The organism is Novosphingobium clariflavum (assembly GCF_026420865.1).
Taxonomy (GTDB): Bacteria; Pseudomonadota; Alphaproteobacteria; order Sphingomonadales; family Sphingomonadaceae; genus Novosphingobium; species Novosphingobium clariflavum.
This window is the reverse complement of sequence record NZ_JAPCWC010000001.1, coordinates 79,433-104,614: the sequence shown is the minus strand read 5'-3', so window position 1 is coordinate 104,614 and position 25,182 is coordinate 79,433. Positions and strand designations below refer to the sequence as shown.

Here is a 25,182-nt window from a genome sequence, read left to right as displayed (position 1 = left end):
GATTAATCATTCTGTATCGCACTGTAGCTGGCAAGACCAGCGGCCTTCGCTAGATCCCGGCCCCTCGGACCTGGAGAGATCACACATGCAGAATTCCTTTAAGGGCTGGGGAAGCGGCCTCATGGCCGTCATCGTCTTCAGCGGCTCGATGCCGGCGACGCGCCTGGCGGTGCTGGGAATATCACCTCTGCTGCTGACCTGCGCACGCGCGCTGATCGCCGGCCTGCTGGCCGCCCTGCTGCTGGCGGCATTGCGCCAGCCGCTTCCGACAGGGCGGCAGTGGCAAAAGCTCTCGGTTGTCGCAGGTTGCTGCGTCATCGGCTTTCCCTTGCTGTCTGCGCTTGCCCTCCAGCACATGTCGTCGGCCCGTTCACTGGTGTTCATGGGCCTGCTCCCCCTCAGTACCGCGATCTTCGGAGTAATCCGCGCCGGTGAGCGCCCTTCTCCGGCGTTCTGGATCTTCGCCCTGATCGGTGCGCTCGCGGTGGGTGGCTTTGCCCTTACCAACGATGGACATTCCTCGGCCGCGGGCGACGGCCTGATGATCCTGGCCATCGCCGTATGCGGCCTGGGCTATGCCGAAGGCGCGGTGCTGACTCGCGAACTTGGTGGATGGCAGGTCATCAGTTGGGCCCTGGCACTGTGCATACCACTCGCGGCTCTCGGCGCGATCCAGTTCTGGCCCCAGGCCGGACTCGGCACAATCGGCACATCCAGTTGGCTCGGGCTGGCCTATGTCTCGGTCTTCTCGATGCTGGTGGGCTTCATCTTCTGGTACCGCGGACTAAGCCTGGGCGGAATTGCGCGGGTTGGACAACTGCAACTGCTTCAGCCATTCCTCGGCCTCGGTCTCGCATCCGTGCTACTGAACGAACACGTTTCATCGCTCATGCTGGCAGCAACGATGGTCGTAATCGGCAGTGTCGCTGGCGCAAAGCGCTTCGCCTGAGAGACCGTTTGAAAATTCGCGACATGCGAATTTAGAGCAGTTTCCGATCCGATTGCATTGGATCAACTGCTCTAAGATTTTGGTTTTACGCGTTTTCCGAGTAATCAGGTGATTCCACCTGATTAGAAAACGCTCTAACGGCACCGGTCCTTTCCCATTCCCCGCCACCGATCGATAGTGTCCTGCGGGTGGCAGGGTATGGGAGAGGGCCGGCGCCGCCTCGCGAAGGCCCCTGCTGGCAATTTTCAAACGATTTTCTGGGCTGCGCTCCGTATTGCAACAAAATCACCAATACTTTTCATCAATATTTCTTCTAGGCATTAGTGTAAACCTAAATAGAAATATCAATGAAATAACGATGAATGTTGAAATTTACCGTTGCCAATAATCATCACTTCAATATTTTTGCAACGAACTTCACTAAACCACTGCACCACTGTCTCGACACTGTCATATAGGGGCGGTTATGACTTCTGCAGCAGCGACGCTCTGGCTGCTGAAGACGACCGTTGGCGGACGATTGTGCTTCCAGGAGCTTGGAGACGCATGCTGAAGCCATGACGCTCCCCCTTGCTGGGGGAGCACCTATGAGGTCGTAGATCCAATGCAGAAACGCTCCCTTCTCGTCGCTTCGGCGGCGAGCCTCGCGATCGCCTGCGCGCTCGGTTCCGCCCCGGCGCGCGCCCAATCCACCGGCTCGCTCGATTTCGAGAATTCGGACATCGTCGTCACCGGCAAGGCCCAGAACGACATTGCCGGCATCGTGATCCCGGCCACCCCGAAAGCCAAGCAGGTCCTGACCAAGGACGTGATCGGCCGCGAGACGCCGGGCCAGTCGATCGACGAGATCATCAACCTGATCCCTGGCGTCAGCTTCCAGAGCTATGACGGCTATGGCTCCTCGGGCGGCAGCCTGATGATCCGTGGTTTCGATGATACGCGCATTTCCCAGACCTTTGACGGGATTCCCCTCAACGACACCGGAAACTACGCGCTTTATACAAATCAGCAGCTCGATCCGGAATTGATCGAGCAGGTCAACGTCAATCTTGGCACCACCGACGTCGATTCGCCGACTGCATCGGCATCGGGATCAACCGTGAACTACCGTTCGATCGATCCGAGTCACGAATTCGGCGCTCGCATGGTCGGTACGGTTGGCGACTACGGCAAGATGCGCATCTTCGGCATGATCAACACCGGGGATCTCAATTCATCCGGGACCCGCGCGTGGGTCTCGGCCTCCAAGGATACCTACAACGCCCTTTACGGCGGTATCGGCAAGATCGACAAGACCCAGTTCAACGGCAAGGTCTACCAGCCCATTGGCAACAACGGCGACTTCATCGCGATCTCGGGCCATTACAACGTCAACCACAACACCATGGCATCGGACTGGGCGCTGACCAATACCAGCGGCATTCCCACCAATGCCGATGAGCGTGACGCCTATACTGTCGCGCGCTGCACGATCCCCTCCGGCACGGAAGGCGTGGCGGATGCCGCCAGCTCTTGCGGTTCGGCCTGGGAATATCGCTACAACCCGTCGAAGACCGCGAACATCCGCATCAATTCGCGCTTCACGCTCAGCGACAAGCTGACGCTTACGGTTGATCCCTACTTCCAGTACACCTCGGCCAACGGTGGCGGCACCGTGGTGGCCAAGGAAGGCAGTTACAGCAGCGCCATTGCCAGCGGATACATCAACGGCACCCCCTACTTCGGCGGCGTCGATCTCAACGGTGACGGTGACACCCTGGACTCGGTCCGCCTCTCGGCCCCGAGCCAGACCGAAACCTACCGCATCGGCGTGATCGCCTCGCTCCGCTACGACCTGTCCGACAACCAGCGCGTCCGGGTCGCCTACACCTATGATCGCGGCCGCCATCGCCAGACAGGCGAACTGGGCTACCTCGATTCCGACGGCTTCGCGTCGAACTATTTCAACACCAGCGACGCCCTGACGGACGTCAACGGCAACGTCCTGCAAAAGCGCGATCGCCTTTCCTATGCGATCCTGCACCAGGTCTCGGGTGAATATTCGGGCGACTTTGCCAGCAACGCCCTCCATGTTGTCGCATGGCCTGCGCGTACCGTTCTTCCGCCGCAACCTGACGCAGAACTGCGTGACCTATACCAGCACCGGTTCGGTGAACTGCCTTGCCGACGCCGACAGTCTGGCCGCTTACGAAGCCGGCCTGACCACGACTTACGCAGCACCGCAGAACAAGGTGTTCGACTATAGCCGGGTCCTGCCCAACGTGGGCTTCACCTACGACTTCACCCCGGCACTATCGCTGAACGCCAACTACTCGAAGGGCCTTCAGGTCCCGGGCACCGACAACCTCTACACGAACGCATTCTACTATTCGGACGGTTCCGCCGATCCGAAGCCCGAAACCACCGACAACTTCGACGTCGGCCTGCGTTACCATTCAGGAATGTTCCAGGCCTCGGTCGCGGGCTGGTACACGATCTTCTCGAACCGCCTTTCCTCGGCCTACAACCCCGATACCCAGACCTCTACCTACACCAACCTCGGCACGGTCGACCGTTACGGCATCGACGGCAGCCTGGCATTCCGGCCCGAGAAGCACATCTCCGCCTATCTCTTCGGCTCGTATCTTTGGTCGAAGATCCGCGACGACGTACAGACCGGCACGTCCACTTACGCTGCAACGTCCGGCAAGATGGAAGGCGGCGTGCCGCACTACACCGTCGGTGGCCGCCTGGAAGGCAATGCCGGCCCTGCGTCACTGGGCGTGGAAGTCAAGAAGACCGGCTCGCGTTACTACAACAGCCTGAACGTTGCTGTCGAGGACAGCTCGGGCAACAAGCTCTGGGATGCCAAGGTGCCGGCCTATACCGTCGTCAATCTCGACGCGCGCCTGAATCTGGGCTTCCTCGGCCTGAACGACAAGACCTTCGTTCAGCTCAACGTGACGAACCTGTTCGACAAGTTCTATTACGGCGCCTTCGACGATGCAGGCATCACCAAGACTGCAACGACCTACGCCTACATCGGTGCTCCGCGCACGTTCTCGGCATCGGTGAACTTCCAGTTCTAGAGCAGTTCCCGATCCGATTGCATCGGATCAACTGCTCTATAATTTTGGTTTTACGCGTTTTCCGAGTCATCAGGTGATTCCACCTGATTTGAAAACGCTCTAATGCGACAACGACAGGCCCGGAGCTTTCGAACTGGAACTTTCGAACTCCGGGCCTGACTTGCGTCAGCGTTCCTGCTCTGGAAACAATGCGCTGGGCAGCCGGATCGCCAAGCCCAGCGCCATGACCAGCAACACCTCGATCACGGCAATGGCAGGCAGCATCGTGCGCCCGCTTCCGGCGAAGAACGCCGTTCCGACCATCGCGACACCAAGAGCCATTCCCAGTTCCTGGACCGTCTTGACGATGCCGCTGGCCACACCAGCGTGCGCTGGATCGACGCGCGCGAGCATCACCGGCGTCAGCGGGCCGCTCGTCATGCCCATGCCCACTCCTGCCAGTCCAAGGCATGGCAGTGCCCATATGTAAGGCATGCTCCCTTCGATCCAGCCGAGCGTCATTCCCGCAAAGATCGCCATCAAGGAAATGCCCCCGAAAATGACCCACCTTCCGTAGGATGCCAATAGCTTACGGCCAAGAAACGCGATCCCGAACATCACGCCGGCACTGAAAGGCACATGCAAAAGTCCAGTCTCAAGGGGCGAATATCCACGCAAGGTTTGTGCGCCGAATGCAAAGACAAAAAGGAACCCCCCCGTCGCAATTCCGAAGACAAGCGCAATCGAAAGCCCCATCACGAATTGCCGCTGCCGCGCCAAGGCGGTCGGAAAGACCGGCGCTTCCCCCTTGCCCTCCCGGCGGACAGTCCGCCGCCATACCAGTGCCAAGGCAATGGGCGAAGCTGCCAGCAACGCGAAATGCCATGGCTTCCAGCCAAGATCGTGCCCGCGCACGAGCGGGTAGAGCAAAGCCGCCATGGCCATCCCCAGCAAGGCCGTGCCGCGGCCGTCAATCCCTCGCGGAAGCGGGGATCGTGCGCCCGGAAGGAGCCGGACAGCCAACATCGTCGCTGCCAGCCCTACCGGCACGTTGATCAGGAACACGCTGCGCCAACCGGTATCGAACAGATTCGCATGGATCAGGATCCCGCCGAGGATCGGCCCCGAAATCGCGGATAGTCCGCCGATCACACCGACCCATGCCAGCTTGGCCACCCGCTCCATCGGGCCGTACAGCACCTGGATCAGCGCCATCACCTGGGGCGCCATCATCGCGCCCGCACTGCCCTGCAGTACACGCGCGGCAATCAATTGCCCTGGACTCGCGGATAGGCCGCACAACAGCGACGCCAGTGTGAAACCGGCGACACCGCCAATGAACAGGCGGCTGTAGCCGAAGGCATCGCCCAGCCGCCCGCCCAGCATCAGCAAAAGCGCGAAAGCGAGCGAATAACCCGCCGCCACCCACTGCGCCTGCGCCGCCGCCGCCCCGAAATCGCGCTCGATCACCGGCAGCGCAGTGTTGACGATCGTAACGTCGACGATCTCCAGCACCAGCGCGATCATCAGCGTCAGGTATGCGAGCGACTTTTGCCGTTCGCTCAGTTCCGTCGGTAGCGCCGACGACACGATCGTCGTCAAATCACGCCTTCCTTCAGCATCGAAACCGCCGTCGCACAGGCCCGTGCGGTGAGCGCCATGTACGTGAGCGAAGGGTTCTGGCAGGCCGATGAACTCATCTGCGCGCCATCGGTGACAAACAGGTTCGGGATATCGTGCGCCTGACTCAGACGATTGAGCACCGAGGTCTTCGGATCCCAACCCATGCGCGCGCCGCCCATCTCGTGGATCGAAGTGCCGCCGTGACCGGGCCTGTCGAACCCCATGATGACGTGACCGCCCGCTTCGGTGAGCATCGCGGTCGCCTCGCGGTGGGCATCGGCAAGCGCAGCCATCTCCTCCTTGCCGTGCTCAAAAGCGATCTCGAGCTGGCGGACGCCGCGCGGATCGGTGCGCTTGCTCAGCGTAAGGCGATTGCTGGCGCGCGGCATCGAATCCGCGAAGACCACCAGCACCATCGTCCACGGGCCGATCTTGTGCAGCTCTTCCTTGTAGTCCTTGCCGATGCCGCCCATCCGCTTGCCGCGCGTCCAGGTGCCTTGCAGCGCGCCGCCCTGGAACGAATAGCCGCGCGTGAAGCCATCCCCATCCAGCGTATCGAGATTGCGGAAGCGCGGAATGACGATGCCGGTCGGGCGGTTGCCGAAGCTGGTGCGCCCCTCGAAACCGGGCATGACCGCCATGGCGGCCATCGTGTTGGCATGGTCCATGATATGCGTGCCGAGCACGCCGCTGGAATTGGCAAGGCCATGCGGCATCGCCTCGCTGGCCGAGTTCAGCATCAGATGAACCGAATTGAACGCGCCGGCATTGAGGAACACGACCCGCGCATAAGCCACTTTGTGCTCGCCGGTTTTGGTATCGATCCAGCGCACGCCAGTGACACGGCCGGTCTTCGCGTCGTAATCGACCTTGTGGACCTGCGCATCGGTAACGACCTTCAGCCGCCCGGTCTTCTTCGCCGCCGGCAGCGTGGCCGATTGCGTGGAGAAATAGGCGCCGTAGGAACACCCGCGCGCACAGATGCTGCGATACTGGCAATGCGCGCGGCCCTGTTCCGGGCGCGCTTCGGTGAGATTGGCGGTGCGCCCGATGGTCATCACCCGGTCCGGGTACTTCGCGCGGATCCGCTCACGCGCGGCCTGCTCGACGCAGTTCAGTTCCATCGGCGGCAGAAAGCGCCCGTCGGGAAGCTGAGCCAGTCCCTCCGCCGCGCCGGAAACGCCGACGAATTCCTCGACCTTGTCGTACCACGGCGCGAGATCGGCATAGCGGATCGGCCAGTCGGTGCCGAAACCGTCGCGCTTGTTGGCGCCGAAATCATAGTCCGACCAGCGATAGCACTGCCGCCCCCATGTCAGCGAGCGACCGCCGAGCTGGTAGGAGCGGAACCAGTCGAACTCCTTGCCCGGCGCCTTCTGGTAGGGCTGCTCGGCATCGTTGACGAAGTGGTTTTCGGTGAACTCGTTGAAATGCCGGTTGAGCATCTGCACCGGGTATTCACGGGCGTAGAGCGCCGCGTCGCCCTGCCCGCGATATTCCATTTCCCACGGAGCCTTGAGTTCGGTCTCGTAGCCTGTCTGATGCTCGATATTGCGCCCGCGCTCTACCATCAGGACCTTGAGCCCCGCCTCGGTGAGCTCCTTGGCCGCCCAGCCCCCGGTGATGCCGGAGCCGACGACGATAGCGTCGAATTGCGTGTTGTTTTCCATTGTCAGCCGAAATCCACTGCAGTCCAGTCGCTGGAGAAGGCGCGCATCTCCGGGGTGAGCGGGATGTCCCATTCCCATTTTCCGGGAACGAGTTCGTAGCGAAGCTCCTGCGAGCCGCCCGGCTCGCTGGTGTAATAGCCAGTGAGAATCAGGCTTTTGAGCGCGTTCCATGGCGAAGGCGGCGCCCCCTGCGCAAAAGCCGCATCGTCGAGCGCGGTCAGCAGGCGGGTGCGCTCGGCGGCGCCATGGCGCAGGAAATCGCCGCCTGCCGCACGGTCGAGCGCATGTTCCAGCCAGGGCAGATAGCGCAGCGATCCGTCCCGGCGACGGAAGGGAGCCGTGGCGGCGGTTACCATCTCGGCAGCCATCGGCGTACGCGTGCCGCCAAGCCCATGGGCAAGCGCCAGCACCACGAAATCGCCGACGCCGACGTCCATCGCTCCGGGCGTATCGGTGCGCGGGATCACCAGGTCGGACACTTCCGCGATCAGACGGCGCTGGCGATCGCTCGGCAGGTCTTCGGCATCGAGATCGGTGAGCTTCACGCCCGCCGCGGGGATGCCCAGCGCCAGCGCCAGCAGCGCTGCGCCGGCAGTGAACTCGCGGCGGTTCCAGCCATTGTTGGCCCCGCTCATCGGCCGCCTCCCATCCGTTTTGCGTTGCGTGCGATGTCGTTGCGGCTGGCCCGAACGGTCATTCCGATGAGGCACATGGCGCGCCGCCCATCGGTCATGCCGGTGACCCGTTCGATCTCGGGGCCCGGTTCGGCAGCGATTCGGGGCATCAGGCCGATGGCTCTCCCTGATCCTCCGGCCAGCATACCCGTTCTCAGGCGCGGTCTTGTCATGCTTCCTCTCACATATTTTATAATTATCATTCTAATTTTGTATGAGACAATCGGTCAAGGCCTTCGATTGCATTGACCGCGATCAAATTCGCCGATAACAAACAGGAATGCAAATTCTAATTAAGTGCCAGACAGCGGCACGGGCGGAGAGGCATGAACCCGGTTTCCCGATTCTTCAGAAAGCTCACCATGAAGCCGCAGGGCATGACGATCGTCATCGCGGCATTCCTTCCGATCTTCGCGATCGTGTCGATGTTCCCGATCGTGGCGTCGATGATTGCTCACTTCAATACGGACCCGGATGCAGCGGCAAAAGTGCCTCTGATGGTCACCGCGCCGGGCCTTACCATCGCGATCCTGGCACCGTTCGCGGGCTGGTTCGTGGACACCTTCGGGCGGCGGAGACTGCTGCTGATCTGCACGTTCTTCTACGGGCTGTTCGGCACCCTGCCGTTCTTCCTCGACGACCTGAACCACATCTTCGCCAGCCGTCTGGCGCTGGGCGTGTGCGAGGCGGGCATCCTCACGATCGTAAACACCCTGATCGGCGACTACTGGGATAACGAAAGCCGCCGCAACTGGCTGTTTCTGCAAGGCGTGATCGGGCCGTTCCTGGCCTCGGGCGTGATCCTGATGTCCGGCCTTGTCGCCTCGGTACGCTGGAACGGCGGCTTCCTCGTCTACCTCGTCGCTTTCCCGATCTATCTGGCGATGCTGGTGTTCCTCTACGAACCCCAAGGCCGTGCCACGCATGACGAAGCGCCAACCGCCCCGGCGGGCGAAAAGGCCCGATTCCCGCTCGGCGCCGCGCTGGGTGTCGGCGCGCTGACGCTGTTTTCGGCGGCGCAGTATTATGTCTTCATCGTCAACGGCAGCATCGCCTTCGGCGAAGTGGGCGTGACCGATCCTGCCGCCGTCGCCAAGATGAGCTTCCTGCCGAGCTTGTTCGTCATCCTCGGCGCGCTGCTGTTCCGCATCCTGTCGGGCCGTTCCAACGGTGTGCAACTGGGTGCTTTCCTCGCCATCCTCGGGATAGGCCTTGCCGCCATCGGCCTGGCTCGCAACCCCGGCGAGATGATCGTCGGCCTCGCCATCCAGCAGACCGGCGCCGGCATGGCCGTGCCCTCGCTAATTGCTTGGGCCCAGACCAAGTTCCCCTTCGAGCATCGCGGCCGGGGCATGGGCATCTGGACCGGCTCATTCTTCTTCGGCCAGTTCATATCGCCCGCACTCGTCCACCAGGCCAGCGGCGCGACCGGCTCCATGCAAGGCGCTTTCGTGACGGCGGGCACCGCGTCGCTGATAGTGGCACTGGCCGCACTCGGCATGGGCATCGCGCGGGGCAAGACGCCGCACGGAGCCCCGAACCCGGCCTGATCCAGAGCCTCAGCAGCAGCGCCCGCCGTTCCTTCCTCCATAGCGGGCCTGCTGCCGATCACGAAAAAAGGCCCTCCGGTCCATGACCGGGCGGTCGGGGTGATGGGCCTGCATGTGCCTGACGTAATCCGCGTAATCGGGCATTCCGACCATCAGGTGCAGCGCCTTGCGCAGCGTGGCGAGAGGATCGCTCATGCCGCCGCCACCGTTTCGCCGATCACCTCGCAGGCAGTCGGCACCGCGCTGCGACGCGCCGCAAGGACGCTGCGCAGGCTGAACGCCAGCAAGGCAAGGACCACCGCCAGGAACACCGCGACAAGGGCGGCATCGATGCGGTCATTGAGGATCACCTGCCGCATTTCCGACAATGACTTTGCCGGCGCCAGCACCTGCCCCCTGTCCGCCGCCGCCTCGAACCGGGCGGCATGAGCCAGGAAGCCCACCTTGGGATCGGCTGCAAACAGCTTTAGCCAGCCCGCCGTGCCCGTGCACAGCAGCAGCCATGCCGCCGGGAGCGCCGTCACCCAGACATAGCGATCACGCTTCATGCGGAACAGCACCACCGTCCCCAGCATCAGGGCGATCGCCGCCAGCATCTGGTTGGCGATACCGAAGACCGGCCAGAGCGTGTTCACCCCGCCCAACGGATCGGAGACGCCCTGATGGAGGAAAAACCCCCAGGCCGCCACGCAAAGCCCCGTCGCGACAAGCCCGGGCACCACCCCTTCGTTCTTGCCAAAACGCGGCGCGGCGATGGCAATCAGGTCCTGTAGCATGAACCTTCCCGCGCGGGTGCCCGCGTCAACCGCGGTAAGGATGAACAGCGCCTCGAACAGGATCGCGAAGTGGTACCAGAACGCCTTCATCGCCGGCCCGCCGACAACATGCGAGAAGATCTCGGCCATGGCGACAGCCAGGGTTGGCGCCCCGCCCGCGCGTGAAATGACCGTGTGCTCCCCCAGATCGCGCGCGGTCTGCACCAGCGTGTCGGCGGACAGCGGATACCCCATCGCGGTCACCGCCTGCGCCACCTGATGCGGCTCGGTCCCGATCACCGCAGCAGGGCTGTTCATCGCGAAATAGATGCCGGGATCGAGGATCGAAGCGCCGATCAGCGCCATGATCGCCACGAACGCCTCCATCAGCATCGCACCATAGCCGATCATCGGCGCATCGGCCTCGGTGGCGATCAGCTTGGGCGTCGTGCCGCTGGCGATCAGCGCGTGGAACCCGGATACCGCCCCGCAGGCGATGGTGATGAACAGGAACGGGAACAGCGATCCCGCCCAGACCGGGCCGCCGTCCGCCGCGAATGCCGTTACTGAAGGCATGCGCAGCGCAGGCGCCATGATGACGATACCCACCGCCAGCGCCGCGATCGCGCCGATCTTGAGGAAGGTCGAGAGATAGTCGCGCGGAGCCAGCAGCAGCCAGACCGGCAGCACCGAGGCGACCGCGCCATAACCGATCAGGATCCAGCACAGTTGAATCGGTGTCAGTGTGAACAGCGGCCCCCAGAACGGCGACTGTGCCACCCACTGCCCGCAAACCAGCGCCGCGATCAGGCCAATCAGGCCCAGCACCGAGACTTCGCCGATCCGCCCGGGCCTGATCCACCGAGTGTAGCCGCCCATCGCCAGCGCCAGGGGCACGGTTGCCGCCACGGTGAACAGGCCCCATGGGCTGGCCGCCAGCGCCTTGACGACAATCAGTGCCAGCACCGCCAGGATGATGATCATGATGAGGAAGGCCCCGAAGAGCGCGATCACGCCCGCCGCCTGGCCCATTTCCATGCGCACCAGTTCCCCCAGCGAGCGCCCCTCGCGGCGCATCGAGATGAACAGCACCATGAAATCCTGCACGGCACCGGCCAGCACCACGCCCACGATGATCCACAGCGTGCCCGGCAGATAGCCCATCTGTACGGCCAGCACCGGCCCCACCAGCGGTCCGGCCCCGGCGATAGCGGCAAAGTGGTGCCCGAACAGTACCCGCTTGTCGGTCGCCACATAGTCCAGCCCGTCGGCACGGTAGACAGCTGGGGTCGCCCGTCCCGCATCGAGGCGCATGACCTTGCGGGCGATGAAGCGCGCATAGAAGCGATAGGCCACAAGGAAAGAACAGACCGCTGCAACCAGAATCCACAGCGCGCTGATCGTCTCCCCGCGCGACAGGGCCACGACCGCCAGCGATCCGGTCGCCACCAGGGCCATGACGATCCAGCCAATTCGATGCACGGTCATATCCTCTTCCCATATCGGCGCTAAATGCCGTTTGCGCAGGAATGGGCTGAGCCTGCAACCCCCTGTCGGCTGCTTGCCACTGACGGGACTTGGCCATACCTCTCGTCCGGTGACGAAATACGAAGAGATCGGCGCCCCGCTTGCCCGGCGCATCGCCCTTGCCGCGCAGGGCTTCGGCGCCCGGCCTTCCCGCGCCCGCAAACCGGCCGATCTGCGCCGCGTGCTCGGCAAGGTTCACCTTCACCAGATCGACAGCGTCAACGTGCTGGTCCGTGCGCATTACCTGCCTGCCTTCTCGCGCCTCGGCGCTTATGATCGCGCCGATCTCGAAACGCTGGCCTGGGGCCCCAGGCGCCAACGCGCTCTGTTCGAATACTGGGCGCACGAAGCCTCGCTGCTGCCGTTCGAATTGCAGCCACTGCTGCGCTGGCGCATGGGCCAGGCGGATCGCGGTGAAGCAGGCTGGGGACGGATGCGGCTCTACGCCACCGAACGACGCGCCGAGGCCATGGCCTTGCTCGACCGCATCCGGATCGACGGCCCGCTCGCCGCATCGGATTTCGAGAGCCACAAGGGCCAGTCCGGCTGGTGGGAATGGAGCGACACCAAGCGCGCGCTGGAATGGCTGTTCTGGGCCGGTCACATAACCACCGCCGCACGGCGCGGCAGCTTCGAGCGCCTCTATGACCTGACCGAACGGGTGATCCCTGCCACCGTCATGGCGCTGCCCACCCCCGCCGATGCCGACGCCCACCGCGCGCTCATCGCCCATGCCGCCGCCGCCCACGGTATCGCCACCGACAAGGAACTGCGCGATTACTTCCGCCAGTCGCCCGAAGAAGCCCGGCCCGCGATCCATGCACTGGCCGAGGAAGGCGTGCTGATTCCGGTCTCCGTGGCGGGCGGAAAGCATGGCTGGCTCCACCGCGATGCCCGCCGCCCGCGCCGCATCGACGGCCGGGCTCTTCTGGCCCCCTTCGATCCGCTGGTCTGGGAGCGCGACCGCGCCGAGCGCCTGTTCGGCTTCCGCTACCGCATCGAGATCTACGTGCCTGCGGAAAAGCGCCTTCACGGCTACTACGTGCTGCCGTTCCTGCTCGGCGACCGTTTGGTCGCACGGGTCGACCTCAAGGCCGACCGCAAGTCTGCAATGCTGATCGTGCAATCGGCGCATTTCGAACCCGACGCGCCCGAAGATGCAAGAGAGGAACTGTACGCGGAACTCGAAACCATGGCTGCGTGGTTGGGGCTGGACCTTGCACCGCTGAAGCCATGAGCCTGCCGATGCGTCAGCCCGCCTTCCAGTCGGGCGGCGCTTCCTGATTTCTCAGAGAACGCGGAAAACAGGAATTTTATGGAACATGACCCGATACAGCCGCATCGGAAGCGGCGCGCATCCGCGCGAGTTCGGTGGGAATCGGCCAGCCCCATTGCTCGTAGAGCCGTGCGAGCAGGGTCAGCAGTTGGCGCAGTTCCGGCGCGGTGTCGCCTTGCCGGAAACGCATCAACAGCGGCGCTGAGATCGGTTCGGCGATGTCGATGAATGCCACGTCACCGCGGCCGTGATGCCGCACCGATTGCGGCACGATGCATGCACCGACGCCCGCCGCCACCATGACCAGCCCGGTCTGGAGTTCCCGCACTTCCTGGATCTGATCAGGCATCAACCCGTGGGACACGAACGCCGAGAGCACGAGGTCGGCAAAACTCGGACGCGGCTCGCTGGGATAGAAGATCAGCGGCTCCCGGCAGAGCCTTGCCAGTTCCACCGGCGCCCCCTGCAATGCCAGCGGGTGGTCCTTCGCCACCGCGACCACAAGCGGTTCATTACGAGCCAGCACGTGACGGATACCCGGATCCTCGACAACGATACGGTCGAAACCGATATCGATGCGGCGATCCTTCAGCGCCGCCATCTGCTCCTCGGTGCCCATTTCGGTGACGCCGATCTCGACTTGCGGCACGATCTCGCGAAACTGCCGGATTACCTCGGGCAGACGCGCATAGAGCGTCGAGGGCACCAGCCCGAACACGAAGCGCGGTGATTTCCGCGCCGCGAGGGTCTGCATGGAGACCTGGAGCTGCTGCATGCCGCGCATGACCATGCTGGCCCGCTCATAGAGCAGCTTGCCCGCCTCGGTGAGCTTCAGCGGGCGAGTGCCGCGCTCGAACAGGGTCAATCCCAGCGAGACCTCAAGTTCCTGGATACGCTGGCTGAGCGGCGGCTGCGTCATGTGCAGTTGCTCCGCCGCGCGCGTGAAGCTGCGTTCATTGGCGACCGCAAGAAAATAGCGCAGCTGGCGAATGTCGATGTTCTGCATTCCACGTCGCTCCAGAGCCGCTCGTTGCTGGCCAAGCGCCCCAATCCATATCGCAGCGATATAAAGTCAGTTCAACTCAGTCCTTCCATCGACTCGATGAAAGGTCCAGGGCAGCGCCGTCGGCGAGACCGACACATCCTGGACAGGTTGCCGCCGAACAGGCGGACTTCCCCCTAAACTGCGCTGATGTTCATGCCCCAAGACTGCAACGGTGGATATAAGACAACAAGAGTTGCCTGTCTTGAACCCCGCATCGGCGCTCGCCTATCCCCGGCGGCAACCTTATCCAGCCATATCGATCCGATGACGGTCTGACACCATGGCCATCGGCACCGCGCGTCTGCAAGGCAGCACCACGCCAGCCCTGCCGCGTTCCCGCACACCAAGTCCCATTCTGGCGGAAACGCTGACCGGGATGGCGGATGCCCTGTTTTCGCTGAAGACTTACGTGGCGGCGATCCTGGCCTACTACATCGCGCTGCGGATTGGCCTGCACCGGCCATACTGGTCGGTCATCACCTGCTATATCGTGGCCCAGCCGCTGGCCGGTGCCATGTTGTCGAAAGCGGTCTTCCGCATGATCGGGACCGTCTTCGGCGCGCTTGTCGCCATCATCCTCGTCCCCCAGTTCGTGAACTCGCCGGAGTTGCTGACCTGGGTGCTGGGCCTTTGGCTGGCATTGTGCACGTATGTGGCGATGCTGGACCGCACCCCGCGATCCTACGTGTTCCTGCTCGCCGGGTATACCGCCAGCATCATCGGCTTCGCCGCCGTGAGCCACCCGGGCACGATCTTCGACATCGCCAGCCTGCGCGTGCAGGAAATCATCATCGGCATCTGGTCCAGTGCCGTGGTCAACGCACTGATATTCCCGCGCACCGTCTCCGCAAAGCTGGCCGAACGCGCCAGCCAGATCCTGACCGACGCCGAACGCTGGTCACGCGATGCGCTGTCCGCGCAGGACAGTGCAGAGGACGCGGTGACGCTGGACCGCGACCGCCGCAGGCTCGCTCTCGATCTCCACGAATTGCACCAGCTCGCGGTCCAGTTGCCTTTCGATCTCTCCCGCTTCACCGTGCGGGTCGCGGTGCTGCGCGTATTGCAGGACCGGCTCTCGATGCTCCTCCCGCTGGCGAGCGGCATCGAGGACCGCATCGGCCAGCTTCACGCCGCTGAAGCCATGCCTCCCGATATCGCAGCCCTCATCGCCGACATCACCCTGTGGCTGAACGACCTTTCCTCGGCCCCCGAGACCATTCCCCAAGCGGACGCGCTTATTGCCCGCGCGCATGCACTGGAACCGCGGGACGAGAGCGAATGGGACTGGGAGATCGGGCTGTGTCTAAGCCTGCTCGACCGCTTGCAGGATCTGATCCGTATCCACCGCGATGCGCGTGAATTGCATGCGATCATCCTTTCCCCGACCACCGCGCCATCACCGAACATCGCCGCCGCCATCCGCAACGCCCGCGCCATGCCGCTGCACCGTGACCATGGCCTGGCGCTGCGATCGGCGCTGGCGACGATGGCAACCCTGGGCATCGGCACCGCCATGTGGATCGCCACTGCCTGGCCGGATGGCAGCACTGCCGTGGTGATTGCGTGCATCATCTGCGCCCTGTTCAGCCACCTCGACAACCCCGGACCGACCGCCAGCCGCCTGCTGTACGGGACCCTTGCCGCCATGCCGATCGGCGCATTCTACGCCTTTGTGCTGATGCCCCGGCTCAGCGACTTTCCGGCGATGGTTGGCGTTCTGGCACCGGTCATGCTGATCGTCGGCAGCCTTCAGGCCCGCCCCTCGACCGCGATCTTTGCCATCGGCATCATGCTGACATTGCCTGGCCTCGTAGGCCTCAACGAGGAATACGACGCCAATTTCCAGACCTTCACCAACTTCGCCATCGCGCAAGTCGTGGGGGTTGGCATTGCCGTCTTTGTACTCAATTTCGCCAGTTCGGTCGGAACCCGCTCCAGTGCGATCCGGCTCGTGCGTTCGGGCTGGCGCGAGCTCGCTGGCATGGCCGGGGGCAGGGACAGCCTCGACCTCAATGCCTGGATCGGCCGCATGATCGACCGCGTGGCGATGCTGACGCCGCGGCTCAAATACCTGGCGATCGACCCTACCCAGCCCCTGCTCGACATCCTCGCCGACACCCGCATCGGCATGGCCATCCACGACCTTCGCACGTTCCAGGAACGTGCATCGCCGTGGAGCGCCCGGCAAGTCGCGGTCGTGCTCAAGCACGTCGAACAGCACTTCACGCAGCTGCGCGACGACCGGCCGATCGACCCGGATCCCGCCTTGGTTCGGGCGATCGACCTGGTTCTGGCGAAAGTGGCGGCGCTGGACGATCTCGAGCAGCGCCGCCTTGGCGTGCTGGCGCTTACCAGCCTCAGGCGCAATCTGGCATCCTACGCCCCGCCTCCCCCGGCCATGCGGCGCCAGCGGGAGGAAGGCTCAGCCGTGCTCCCGGGATAGATCCGGGACAGCTGCTTCAGGCGCCATGCCCGCCTCTTCGCTGTGGCGCGCCACTCGCAGGCCGAGGGGGCCGGCAAGGCATTCCCACGCATCCTCGCCCCAGCGTTGCAGTGCGCGGGGTTCCAGCGGTACCGATACGCGGCGGCTTTCCCCGGCGGCCAGGGCTACCTTGGTGAAACCTACCAGCGCGCATTCGGGATGATCGCGGTAGACCTGCACGACGTCGCTGCCGTCGCGGTTCGAGACGTTCGCGACGGTAAGCGTTACCACGTTGTCCTCGATGCGCGCATCGGACCAAGCAAAGCACGCGTAACCAGCGCCGGAACCGAACGGATGCCGCGCCGCCTTTCCTTTGGCGACAAGGCCGCGATAGCCCAGCAGAGTGCCTTCCGAATAGGCCAGCGTCCCATCATCGGCAGGGTGCAGCGCGAAGGAGGGGTAATCGTCCTCGCTGACCGCGATCGTTACCGGCAGGCGTCCGCCGGGCTCACGAGCACCTGACAGGACATCGGCGAGCGCCCGGGCGAAGCCTTCGCCCGGATACCAGACCGAGAGCAGCGCGGCCGTCCGGTGCTCCCAGGAGCAGTCGAAGGCATGGCCCACGTTGACGATCACCGCGCTACGGGGATTGGCTGCCGTCACCGCGTCGATCAAGGCCAGTTGCTCGGCCGGTAGCAAAGTGTCCGCACGGTCCTTGCTTTCGACGCTGGAGTCGGATGTTTCCCCCACGATCAGGAATACCGCGTCGGCCGATCGCGCGGCGTCGACAGCAGCCTGCAACATCTCTTCCGCACTGCCGGGACCGCGCAACCCGTACCAGAGCCCCTGCACACGCCCGCCAACCCATGAGAACTCGACCGTCACCGTGACCGTCTGCCCCGCGGCCAATTCCAGGGCCACGACATCGGAATCGCCACGCTTGAGCACGCCCATGACGTCACCCGCCGGGATTTCGCCACCCGCGCGCAGCACTTCCACGCCATCGACAACAATACGCGCGGCACCCGTGGAGCCAAGGTGCAGATTGTGCGCTCCGCTACGGGTCGCTTCGTAGCGCCCGCTTGCCCGCACCGAACCGGGCCTCGTGAAATCGGCCTGATCGTGCACGCCGACAAACCAGACCAGCGAATTCGTGTCGCGTGTCTCACGCGACACCACTTCACCCGCACAATCTGGCGCGCCAAAGTATTCGAGTGTCATTCCGCGCGTGGAGCCATCGCCGATATCCAGCGCCGGCACAACGCGCATGCTGGGCAGGCGCGGCTGCGGATCGACGCCAGGCTCGAACAGGATTTCCGAACAGCCGCCATACGTCTCGCGCAGAACCTCGACCGGCGTCGGCGCATCGGGCGAGATCGAGATCTTGGCGAAAGTCCCGCCCTGAAAACACGGCGCCCAGGCGTTGGGGCCGATCACGGCCAGGCGCTTTACCGATCCCGGAGCGAGCGGCAGCATATCCCCTTCGTTACGCAGGAGCGTAAAGCCGGCAGCCGCCGCCTCCACAAGCAGAGCCTGCGCCGCATCCGGCGACACCGGCTGGGACTTGTTGCCGGTGATCCGGCGCGCGACCGATGCGACGCGCGCTGCCGCGTCTTCCACGCGCGCGGCGTCGACCGTCCCCATCGCCACCGCCGCCTCCAGCTTTTCCCCCATGAACCGCGCAGGGCCCGGCATTTCCAGATCGAGCCCGGCAGTGATCGTGCCTTCGCTGGAATGGGTGCCGAACCAGTCGCTCATGATGAGACCATCGAAGCCCCAGTCCTGCTTGACCACTTTCGTCAGCACATGGGCCTGTTCCGAACACCACGCTCCATTGACGCGATTATAGGCCGCCATCAGCCCAACACAGCCGGCGCTTGCGGCATATTCAAAGGGTAGCAGGTACACCTCGCGCAAGGTCCGCTCGTCGACACGAACGTCAACCTCGTCGCGCGCAGTCTCGCTATCGTTGCAGACCATGTGCTTGGCGATCGATCCGGTGCCGGTCGATTGCAGGCCCTTGACCCATTCCGCGCCGAGCACCCCGGTCAACACCGGATCTTCCGAAAAGTACTCGAAGGCACGCCCTGCCAGCGGGCTGCGAGCGAGATTGAGGTTGGGCGCCAGCACGGCGTCCACGCCGCGCGAAACGGCCTCGCTACCGACCAGCGCACCAATGCGGCAGGACAGATCGCGATCCCAGGTTGCACCAAGCAGCGTCGAGCACGGGCTAAGCAGGGCAATATCGCGTTCGTCCACCTTGCCGCTGGCGATGCCAAGCGGGCCATCGGACATCGTGAAGGAGGGAATGCCCGCCTCAGGCACCGCACACGAGGACCACATCGCCCCGCCTGCCGTAAGCGCGCAGGCCTGCGAAAGAGAAAGCGCGCTCATGCCCGGGCCTCCACCCTGAAACCCATGATCTGCTCAGCCTGGGCGCGCACTGCACGCGCAACCGCTTCGTCGATCAACGAACCGTCGGGCGCAAACGGCCTCTGCTCGACCGAATTGACCCCGACACCTACCGGCGTCGGCCAACCGCGCATGGCATGGACAACGTCGCGCAGTGCCGAAAGCGTGGTTCCACAGGCCTGCCATCCGGCCGCCGTGACAACCAGCCCCACAGGTCGTCCATCAAAATATACACGGGCATCACCGCGCAAGTCTTCCAGCAAGTCGATGGCATTCTTGACGAGACCCGAATAGCCGCCGTGATAGCCGGGGCTGCCGATGACGATACCGTCCGCCATCCGAACCGCTTCGACAAGCGCCAGTTCTTCCGCCGTACGCTCCGCCTGCTCCGGATTGAAATGCGGCAGCGCCGCGAGCGCGGGACCGTCGAACATCACGGTTTCGGCGCCCATTGCGGCGCATTCTGCCAGAACTGCGCGCACGATCCGTTCGCTGGACGAGGCCTGGCGGAAGGTACCGCCCAGCCCGACGATCCGCCGGGGCGCGGCGGTCGAATTCTCGGTCATCGCTTTCTCCTCACGTGGCGCGGCCTTCTCGCGGGCCGCGCCATCCTATCCTTGTTCAGGCCGGGACTGCGGCCTTGAGCGCAGGCATCACCTTTTCCGCCATCAGCCGCAGCGTCTGATCGCCGTAGGCCAGCCGCTGCTCGGTCAGCGGCCCGGTGGTGGTGCCGCACAGCACGTTTCCGATCCCGAGTTCAGCATAAGGCGTAAGATGCTCCAGCACCGTCTCCGGCGAACCATAGAGGCACCAGGTGCCAATCCAATCGTCGGTCAGGGCATTGGGCGTCCTGTCGGTCTTCTTGTTGGCATCGTCGCTTTCGGCGCGCGCGTTGAACTCGGCTTCACGCTCGATGGCATCCTGGTAGCTGCGCAGGATCACTTCCAGTTCCTCACGCGCCTGATCGTCGCTTTCGGCCACGTGGACGACCTGATAGGTGTGCGTCGTCCAGTCGAGCGCGGACTTCACCACGTCCTCGCTATGCCCGGCTTCCAGCAGGAAACCCTTGTAGATGTCGAACCACTTCTTGACGTGGGTGAACGGTTCGGTGCCGCCGATCGTCGGCGGGGTGAAGGCGGGAATGAAGGCCGGCCAGCCGTTTTCGGCCGCGCGGCGCGAACTGGCTTCCTTCATCGCCACCGGCATCAGCCGCGCATGGCCCGGCGTGAACGGCGACGGCGTGATCCGCTGGAGGACACGCCCCTTGTAGGGTCCGTTGTCGATGACGACGGCAGGATCTTCCATCTGCTTGGCCCAGAGCTGTTCGACCAGCGCCAGGTTGGTGTCTGAGATGCGGCCGGCATCCTTGTAGTCGACCGCAAAACCGATCATTTCTTCCGGGGTCGTGCCTGAACCGACGCCGACCAACAGCTTCCCGTCGGTCAATTGGTCGAGGATGTTAATTCGCTCGGCAAGACGCACCGGGTGGTGGAGCGGCACCGAGACGACCGAGAATCCGAAATGCATCTTGGGCATCTGCGCGGCAAGATAGCCGGCGAAGATGAAGCTGTCGCTCGCCACCGGCATGTACCCGTTGAAGTGATGATCCGGCAGGAAGATGGCGTCGTAATCGAGATCTGCGGCCAACTTCGCATGGGCCTCCAGATCCTTCATCAGCTTACGGTCCTGATCCGGACCAAGCGAACGCGCATTCAGAAATACGGAAAAACGCATCTTCTCCCCTCCCTTGGGGCATCGCCGCCGCCGCGATGGCGTACGGTCTCATGTGAAACAAGATTGAATTAGAATTGACGTTCGCATTTCGATAGGCTGTTTGTCGCTGTCATGTCAACACCCCCGAAACCCAAGACCGCCAAAAAAGAGCTGGCGGTCGACACCGTCAGCCGCACACCGCAGCAAGGACGCAGCAAGGCCTCGCTCGAACGCATGGTTTCCGCCGCGGAAAAGCTGATGCTTGAGCGTGGCAGCGAGGAATTCACGCTCCAGGAAGTCAGCCAGACCGGCAATGTCTCGATCGGCTCGATCTACCTGCGGTTCGAAAGCAAGGAGAACCTTGTCCGCGCGGTCATCGGCAACCACTTGCAGCGCATGGAAGAGCGTGAAAACGTGATGATGGAGCGCGTGCGCCAGCAATCATCCTCACTGGCGACGGTCGTGCCTGCATTCGTTGAAAACTATGCCGAACTGCTGCGTGAAGAGGCACCGCTGCTCCGCCAGAGCATGGCCCGCGCTGCCTTCGACCCGCTGGTTGCCGGACCTGGCAGGGAGAGCGCCAATCGCGCCGCTGCGCTGGGCATCAACGCCATGCTGGAGTATCGCGACCAGTTCGGAGGCTCCGATCAGGAGCGCAAGGCCAACGCCGCATACCAGATCATCTTCGCCACCCTTGCCCGGCAGTTGAGCCTCGGTTCGACCGGCGAATCGGTTCATCCTCAGGACTGGAAGGAATTGAAGATAGAGCTCGGCCGAATGTGCCTGGCCTACCTCACCACAAATCTCTGAGGCAGCCCCCGAACAACCGTCGGGGAATGTGCGAAACATGAATTTCACAGCGCCGGCCGCGAACAAAGCCTTGTAGCAGTCGATCCGATGTCATCGAACCACCAGGCGGCGTGGACACATGCCGGCTAGGGCGCGTGGACAGATTCGAGCGGCCGTTTCCGCCCCGTTGCGGACAAATCTGGGCTGACGTTAGAGTGGATGATGGCTCACGTATTCTCCGACTTTCACGATGGCGAACTTACAGGAATTGTTCTCGGCAGCGAAACGGCGACGGTCTTCCTGCGCCAAGCAACTGGCGATGAATATACCCTGACGCTGGCAGGCCTCGAGGTTCTTCAGATGCAGGACTTCAGGCAAGGCAATGTCATCTCAATGATTGAGGTGGTCACTGGGCAAGCGCCTTGTGAACATTCCGGACTTGAGCGCCTGTTTGATCCGCCCCATCCGTCCGCCGCAGAGCCGTACCATATAGAGCACGCGAAGATCATTGAGAAGCAATCAGCGCGCATTGCTGCTGGTGAGGTCTCCATGGTTGTAATCGTGCCATCTTACGGTGCCGACCTTATCGCGATCTGCCGCAACATTGCCTTCGCACCTTATCAGCAGTCCGTCGCCTAACCACCCAAAACAGACTAAACCCGCTCAGCCTGAGCTTGTCGAAGGCCCCGAAGCGGAGCGCTGAGCCCCCATGCTTCGACAAGCTCAGCATGAGCGGGGTGGTTGGAGCAGCGTCCGCTTCCCACCCAACTCGGTCGCTCCGCTCCCCGCTGAATTTGTCCACGCGGCCTAAAACAAGCCGTCGTCGAAGTCGTCATCGTCCCCGTCGACAGTGGCCGTCAGTTCCTCCGTTTCGCTACCAGGAAGGTAGCGGCGATGGACTTCGCGTTCGCGAGCCATCGTGTAGCGCGCGCCGATCGTGCCCAGCAGCGCCTCCAGCATGACCTGGCCTTCCTGAGGGATGTCCTCGCTCTCGCTGCCAAGGATCGCCATCCGGTCCGCGATCTCAACGAGCGCCGTTCCCACCTCGGCCTCGCAATCGACCTTCCCGGTAGTCTCCGCGATGATCTCCGTTACCGCGTGGGCGCCCTGATCGAGCGCGGTGAGGCCCGATTGCATGCGCTCTCCGCCGTCGCGGATGCACCCGAGCGACTCCGAAAGCGCGACCCCGGCGTCAGCCGGGGCCTCGTGCTCGGCACCGCGCATGACCACTGCCGCCTGTTCCAGCGCCTCGAACGACTGGGCGATGCCGCTGGCGATCGACCCTAGGGTGGCGGCGAACCCACGGATTTCCTGCGCCACGACGGCAAGACCGCGCCCGTCCACACCCAGCCTGTAGCACTTCAGATCGGTGTTCCACGCCATCTGCTGCACGTCGCGGGTGATCCGGTGCACGGTAGCCAGACGCTGGGCGAGATGCTCCGCGGTCGTCGAAGCGACATGACTGAGCCGGGTCGAGCGCGCGTCGGCTTCGCTCAACCGTTCGGTGACGCTGGCGACTTCCTCCACGCTCTGTTCCAGCTTGCGCAGGAACATCCCATCGTTCGCTCCGCCTCCCGTATCGCCGCCAGCCGCGCGCAAGTCGAGCAAGCTCGCCGCCTGCGGCCCGAGACCGCGCAGACTGCTGGCAAGCAGACGGGATTCGGCCTGGAACGCTTCCAAGGTATCGGCCGCCTGCGCCGCCAGAAGCGCCACTGCGTGGCCGCTCACCACTTCGGCGGTCGCGGCGGGAAGCCCCGCAGGCTCGCTCAGGAACAGCTCGATGTCGTTAAGGCCATCGGCCACGTGTTCAAGCCGCTGGCGGGTGATGTCACCGATCTGCAGGGCACCGAGTGCAGTGCCGACCTGGTTGCGGATCTGGCGGGCAACATCCGCGATCCTGAGCGCACGCTCCGCAAGCGCCGACTGGTGCTGCTGGAGCCCGGCGGCATCGTCCGCCAGACGCTGCGGGATATGAGGAATGACCCGCGCACATTCAGCCCCCAGTTGCGCCTCGACCTCGTACATGCCGGGCACAGCTTCGGTAAGACAGCCGATCTCGCGCGAGATACTGGCCATTTCCGCCTCGCCGAGATCGATCTTGTCGAACATCATGTCGGCAAAGCCCGAGAAGTCGCCGGACCCCGCAGCCGCCACCTTGATGTTGAGGCCGCAGATGCGCAGGAAGCTCAGCGTGCGGTTGACCTGCTCGATCTGCGCGGCCAGCGCGGCGCCGGCCTTTTCGATGGCGACAAGCGCGCCGCGCCGGTCGGACTGGATCTCCGGCAGACGCATCAACCGGTCGGCGGTGCTGCGCATGTTGCCCACGGCCGCCTCGGCCTCATCGCGCTGGAAGGCATTGGTCACGCTTTCCAGCGCGCCGATCAGGGTCTCGACGATTTCATAGGCCCGCGCCAACGCGGTGCCAGCTTCCACGAAGCGTGCGTCGAGTCCACTGGCGATCGCGAACAGCCCGTCGCGCAGTTCGGCCAGCGACAGCGGGGCCTGGGAGGCATCCTCAGGGAGCGTGGCGAGATACAAGACATCCTCCGAACCGGACGACGCCGGGCTTTGCAAATGGATCGTGGTGAAGCGGCAAATACGGCACTCGCGGCGCCGATGGGATGCAAACGCGGCCAATCATCGCGCGGTCGCCGTCATGACTTCGCGGGCAATGGCGCCAAGCGGGATCACACGGTCGGCAGCGCCGCGGGCGATGGCTTCCTTGGGCATGCCAAAAACGATCGAGGTCGCCTCGTCCTGCGCAAAAGTGCGCGCGCCCGCCTGCTTCATTTCGAGCAGGCCGCGCGCGCCGTCGTCACCCATGCCGGTCATGATAACGCCTACCGCATTGGCCCCGGCCAAGCGCGCCGCCGAACGGAACAGCACGTCGACCGAAGGCCGGTGCCGCGAGACCAGCGGCCCGTCGCGGACCGAAACATGATACCGCGCGCCCTGCCGTTCCAGCATCAGGTGCTTGCCGCCCGGCGCGATCAGCACGTGGCCGCGCAACACCGGATCGCCGTCGGCAGCCTCCTTGACGCCGACTTCGCACAGCCCATCGAGGCGCCTCGCAAAGGCGCGGGTGAAATGCTCGGGCATATGCTGCACGACAACAACGCCCGGGGCATTGGCGGGTAGCGCCTCCAGAACCTCCCGCAACGCCTCGGTACCGCCGGTGGACGCGCCGAGACAGACCACCATCTCGGTGGTTCGGCTCATCGCCCGCCCGCTCGGCGGCGGCAGCACAGCATCCGCGGTGAGCTTCTTCGGCGGCCCCTCGGCCAGCGACTCGCGCACGGCAGGGCGGCCGCGCACACGGGCGCGCGAGGCCCCCTTCACGACGTCGCGGATCTGGAGATGATGCTCGGCGAGATGGTCGGCCACACCGATGCGCGGCTTGAGGATGACATCGACCGCGCCCGCCTCCATCGCCTGCAACAGCGTTTCCGAACCCTCGTCGGTGAGCGAGGAGCACATCACCACCGGCACCGGACACTGTGCCATCAGCTTTCGCAAGAACGTGATGCCGTCCATGCGCGGCATCTCGACGTCGAGGGTGATGACGTCAGGAACTTCCTCCTGGATCCGGCGCGCGGCGCTGAAAGGGTCGGGCGCCGCGCCGATCACCTCGATCTCGGGGTCTTCCTGGAGGATCGCTGTCATCGTCTGGCGCACGCTGGCGGAATCGTCGATGACGAGCACCCGGATCTTCTGGCCCTGCGGCATGGGA

General features: G+C 63.9%; 17 protein-coding genes and 1 pseudogene. 7 read left to right on the top strand and 11 right to left on the bottom strand.

The window, feature by feature from the left end; translation table 11 throughout:
• Positions 1-121 precede the first annotated feature (121 nt).
• The gene (locus OKA11_RS00395; protein ID WP_446686309.1) at positions 122-949 is read left to right on the top strand and encodes a DMT family transporter; all 828 of its coding nucleotides are present in this window, start codon (positions 122-124) and stop codon (positions 947-949) included.
• Between the two features lie 604 nt (positions 950-1,553).
• Positions 1,554-4,017, top strand: a pseudogene (locus OKA11_RS00390) (TonB-dependent receptor).
• 165 nt (positions 4,018-4,182) lie between these two features.
• Here OKA11_RS00390 and OKA11_RS00385 read toward each other — a convergent pair.
• Genes OKA11_RS00385 through OKA11_RS00375 form a run of 3 tightly spaced genes read right to left on the bottom strand, consistent with a single transcriptional unit; the run spans position 4,183 to position 7,924 of the window.
• Positions 4,183-5,598, bottom strand: a complete 1,416-nt coding sequence (locus OKA11_RS00385) for an MFS transporter (protein WP_267218238.1) — start codon at positions 5,596-5,598, stop codon at positions 4,183-4,185.
• On the bottom strand, positions 5,595-7,289 hold the full coding sequence (locus OKA11_RS00380; RefSeq protein WP_267218237.1) for an FAD-dependent oxidoreductase: 1,695 nt from the start codon (positions 7,287-7,289) through the stop codon (positions 5,595-5,597). The genes OKA11_RS00385 and OKA11_RS00380 overlap by 4 nt, the downstream gene beginning before the upstream one ends.
• A gap of 2 nt (positions 7,290-7,291) precedes the next feature.
• Complete coding sequence (locus tag OKA11_RS00375) at positions 7,292-7,924, bottom strand: gluconate 2-dehydrogenase subunit 3 family protein (RefSeq protein WP_267218236.1); 633 nt, start codon at positions 7,922-7,924, stop codon at positions 7,292-7,294.
• Positions 7,925-8,289: 365 nt separating this feature from the next.
• On the opposite strand from OKA11_RS00375, the gene OKA11_RS00370 reads away from it, so the two are divergent.
• Entirely contained in the window at positions 8,290-9,513 is a 1,224-nt protein-coding gene (locus tag OKA11_RS00370; protein ID WP_267218235.1) for an MFS transporter, read from the top strand.
• Positions 9,514-9,522: 9 nt separating this feature from the next.
• Here the strand turns inward: OKA11_RS00370 and OKA11_RS00365 are convergent, their stop codons facing one another.
• Both OKA11_RS00365 and OKA11_RS00360 read right to left on the bottom strand, forming a co-directional pair.
• Positions 9,523-9,708, bottom strand: coding sequence for a YbdD/YjiX family protein (locus tag OKA11_RS00365; RefSeq protein ID WP_267218234.1), 186 nt, complete (start codon positions 9,706-9,708; stop codon positions 9,523-9,525).
• Positions 9,705-11,756 (bottom strand): carbon starvation CstA family protein, encoded by a 2,052-nt coding sequence (locus tag OKA11_RS00360; RefSeq protein WP_267218233.1) that lies wholly within the window; start codon positions 11,754-11,756, stop codon positions 9,705-9,707. Before OKA11_RS00360 ends, OKA11_RS00365 begins: the two co-directional genes overlap by 4 nt.
• A 109-nt stretch (positions 11,757-11,865) precedes the next feature.
• Between OKA11_RS00360 and OKA11_RS00355 the strand changes: the two genes are divergently transcribed.
• The gene (locus OKA11_RS00355; protein ID WP_267218232.1) at positions 11,866-13,032 is read left to right on the top strand and encodes a winged helix-turn-helix domain-containing protein; all 1,167 of its coding nucleotides are present in this window, start codon (positions 11,866-11,868) and stop codon (positions 13,030-13,032) included.
• 76 nt (positions 13,033-13,108) lie between these two features.
• Here the strand turns inward: OKA11_RS00355 and OKA11_RS00350 are convergent, their stop codons facing one another.
• Positions 13,109-14,077 carry a LysR family transcriptional regulator gene (locus OKA11_RS00350; protein WP_267218231.1) on the bottom strand — a complete coding sequence of 323 codons (969 nt, stop codon included), beginning with the start codon at positions 14,075-14,077 and terminating at the stop codon, positions 13,109-13,111.
• Positions 14,078-14,396: 319 nt separating this feature from the next.
• Between OKA11_RS00350 and OKA11_RS00345 the strand changes: the two genes are divergently transcribed.
• Positions 14,397-16,559 carry an FUSC family protein gene (locus OKA11_RS00345; RefSeq protein ID WP_267218230.1) on the top strand — a complete coding sequence of 721 codons (2,163 nt, stop codon included), beginning with the start codon at positions 14,397-14,399 and terminating at the stop codon, positions 16,557-16,559.
• Here the strand turns inward: OKA11_RS00345 and OKA11_RS00340 are convergent.
• Genes OKA11_RS00340 through OKA11_RS00330 form a run of 3 tightly spaced genes read right to left on the bottom strand, consistent with a single transcriptional unit; the run spans position 16,539 to position 20,684 of the window.
• On the bottom strand, positions 16,539-18,932 hold the full coding sequence (locus OKA11_RS00340; RefSeq protein WP_267218229.1) for a beta-glucosidase: 2,394 nt from the start codon (positions 18,930-18,932) through the stop codon (positions 16,539-16,541). The two genes, OKA11_RS00345 and OKA11_RS00340, sit on opposite strands and share 21 nt — an antisense overlap.
• Positions 18,929-19,516: an NADPH-dependent FMN reductase gene (locus OKA11_RS00335; protein ID WP_267218228.1), complete on the bottom strand. Its 588-nt coding sequence runs from the start codon at positions 19,514-19,516 to the stop codon at positions 18,929-18,931. Before OKA11_RS00335 ends, OKA11_RS00340 begins: the two co-directional genes overlap by 4 nt.
• Before the next feature lie 55 nt (positions 19,517-19,571).
• Entirely contained in the window at positions 19,572-20,684 is a 1,113-nt protein-coding gene (locus OKA11_RS00330) for an LLM class flavin-dependent oxidoreductase (protein ID WP_267218227.1), read from the bottom strand.
• 111 nt (positions 20,685-20,795) lie between these two features.
• Here OKA11_RS00330 and OKA11_RS00325 point away from each other — a divergent pair, with 111 nt between their 5' ends.
• Positions 20,796-21,473 (top strand): TetR/AcrR family transcriptional regulator, encoded by a 678-nt coding sequence (locus OKA11_RS00325; RefSeq protein WP_267218226.1) that lies wholly within the window; start codon positions 20,796-20,798, stop codon positions 21,471-21,473.
• Positions 21,474-21,674: 201 nt separating this feature from the next.
• Positions 21,675-22,091 carry a hypothetical protein gene (locus OKA11_RS00320; protein WP_267218225.1) on the top strand — a complete coding sequence of 139 codons (417 nt, stop codon included), beginning with the start codon at positions 21,675-21,677 and terminating at the stop codon, positions 22,089-22,091.
• Between the two features lie 168 nt (positions 22,092-22,259).
• Here the strand turns inward: OKA11_RS00320 and OKA11_RS00315 are convergent, their stop codons facing one another.
• Positions 22,260-23,990 (bottom strand): hypothetical protein, encoded by a 1,731-nt coding sequence (locus tag OKA11_RS00315; RefSeq protein WP_267218224.1) that lies wholly within the window; start codon positions 23,988-23,990, stop codon positions 22,260-22,262.
• Between the two features lie 99 nt (positions 23,991-24,089).
• Entirely contained in the window at positions 24,090-25,178 is a 1,089-nt protein-coding gene (locus OKA11_RS00310) for a protein-glutamate methylesterase/protein-glutamine glutaminase (protein ID WP_267218223.1), read from the bottom strand.
• Positions 25,179-25,182 lie beyond the last annotated feature (4 nt).